This window comes from Mycobacterium innocens (assembly GCF_900566055.1).
GTDB classification, from domain to species: Bacteria; Actinomycetota; Actinomycetes; order Mycobacteriales; family Mycobacteriaceae; genus Mycobacterium; species Mycobacterium innocens.
Genome location: NZ_UPHQ01000336.1, coordinates 1 through 2,163, shown reverse-complemented (window position 1 = coordinate 2,163; position 2,163 = coordinate 1). Strand labels below are relative to the sequence as shown.

General features: G+C 65.7%; 2 protein-coding genes. Both read left to right on the top strand.

Annotated elements, in window-relative coordinates; all coding sequences use genetic code 11:
• Positions 1-149: 149 nt before the first annotated feature.
• Positions 150-1,079, top strand: coding sequence for a tyrosine-type recombinase/integrase (locus EET03_RS29545; RefSeq protein WP_075542725.1), 930 nt, complete (start codon positions 150-152; stop codon positions 1,077-1,079).
• Complete coding sequence (locus tag EET03_RS29540) at positions 1,076-2,068, top strand: tyrosine-type recombinase/integrase (protein ID WP_075542724.1); 993 nt, start codon at positions 1,076-1,078, stop codon at positions 2,066-2,068. Before EET03_RS29545 ends, EET03_RS29540 begins: the two co-directional genes overlap by 4 nt.
• The last annotated feature ends 95 nt before the right edge of the window (positions 2,069-2,163 follow it).

Below are 2,163 nucleotides of genomic sequence, written 5' to 3'. Positions count from 1 at the left end.
GCGGCCACCGCGATGCTGCGAACCGGCGCGTCTTTGGCCGAGATCGGCCAGGTCCTTCGTCAGTCGCAGGTTGCCACGACGGCCATCTACGCCAAGGTCGACCGAGTCGCGCTGCGAGCACTGGCCCAGCCCTGGCCAGGAGCGCAGGCGTGAGCGCGCTCCGCCAGGCGGTGGACGACTACATCTGGGTCCGCCGTTCGCTTGGCTTCAAGCTCGATGACTACCCGTGGATGCTCTACGACTTCGTCGGCTACCTCGAGGCCGTTGGTGCCTCGACGGTCACCGCGGATCTGGCAGTCGCCTGGGCACAGCTTCCCGGAGCGGGAGCTCATCGCTCCTACCTGGGCAAACGGCTCTGCGTGGTGCGCGGCTTCGCCCGGCACCTCGCCGCATTCGATCCGGCCACCGAGGTGCCCTCGGCTGACCTCCTGCACTGGCAGGAGTGCCGAGCGATCCCCTACATCTACTCCGACGCCGACATCGCCGCCTTGATGGCAGCTGCGCGGTCGCTCAAGCCGCGGTTACGGGCAGCGACCTACGAGACGTTGATCGGCTTGCTCAAGGTGACTGGCGCCCGGATTGGGGAGCTCATCAGCCTCGACAGGGACGACGTCGATCTCGACGACGGCGTGCTCTTCATCAGGTACTCCAAGTTCAACAAGAGCAGGGAGCTTCCACTGCACGCGAGCACGGTCGAGGCTCTCAAGGCCTACGCGGCGGTGCGCGACCGGCTGTGTCCCAGACCCAAGGCGGCGAGCTTCTTCGTGTCCAGCGTGGGCAAACGGCTCGTCTATGTGACTGTCCAGCAAGCCTTCTCGCTCATCACCCGCGTTGCTGGACTCCAAGCTCGCTCGAAGCGGTGCCGGCCCCGGTTGCACGATGTCAGGCACTCCTTCGCCTGCACCACCCTGCTCGGCTTCTATCGCAGCGGGGTCGACGTGCAGGCGCATCTACCGCTGCTGTCCACCTACATGGGCCACGACCGGCCGGAGAACACCTACTGGTATCTCTCGGCGATCCCCGAGCTGATGTCCCTGGCAGCACAGCGCCGGGAACAGGCAGCAAGGAGACGGCCATGAGCGCTCTCGCACCGACCATGCAGGCGTGGTTCACCGACCGGCTCGTCGGCCAGCGCCACGCCAGCCCCAACACCATCGCCGCCTATCGCGACGCCTGGCGTCTGCTGCTGCAGTTCGTCCAGTCCCAGACCGGAACGCAACCCTGCCGGCTCGACATCGCAGATCTCAACGCCGACGTCATCTGCGACTTCCTGAACCATCTCGAGCGCGACCGCAACAACAGCGTCCGCACCCGCAACGCGCGGCTCGCGGCGATCCGGTCCTTTTTCCGCTATGCCGCGTTGCGCCATCCCGAGCACGCAGCGCTCATCGCTCGCGTGCTCGAGATCCCGACCAAACGTAGCGAGCGAAAGGAAATCCACCACCTCGACCAGGCCGAGGTCGACGCCTTGCTAGCCGCGCCCGACCAAGACAGCTGGACCGGAAGGCGAGACCAAGTCCTGCTCGACGTCGCCGTGCAGACCGGCCTCAGGGTCTCGGAGCTGACCGGCTTGCGTGTCGGTGACGTCGAGGTCGGCACCGGTGCTCACGTGCGCTGTCGTGGCAAAGGCCGCAAAGAACGCTGTACACCACTGGCCAAGGAGACCGCTGGACTACTGCGAGCGTGGATGAAAGAGCGACATGGCTTGCTCGACGACCCATTGTTCCCGACTCGGCGCGGGACCCCGCTCACCCGCAGCGCTGTCGGGTACCTGGTCGCTAAACATGCCGCAACAGCAGCGGAACGCTGCCCGTCGCTGCTCGCAAAACACCCAACTCCCCATACCCTCAGGCACAGCTGCGCGATGTCACTCCTGCGCTCCGGGTGCGACACTTCGGTGATTGCACTCTGGCTCGGCCACCAAAACGTGGAAACCACCGCGCGCATCTATCTGCATGCTGACCTCTCCATCAAGGAGCGCGCGCTTGAGCGGACCAGACCTCTTCACGTGAAACCAGGGCGCTACCGGCCGCCCGACCCTCTGCTCGCCTTTCTCAGCGGCCTCTGACGTCGAATTATGCGCTCCTCGACTGGCCAACCTCCGCCCTTCACAAGGTGTCGGGCACCGCCCCGGACATAATCCGCGGCTGCACATAGGACCCG

Coding starts and splice junctions, on each gene's coding strand:
- EET03_RS29540 (WP_075542724.1), top strand. CDS start 1,076: ATGAGCGCTCTCGCACCGACCATGCAGGCGTGGTTCACCGACCGGCTC.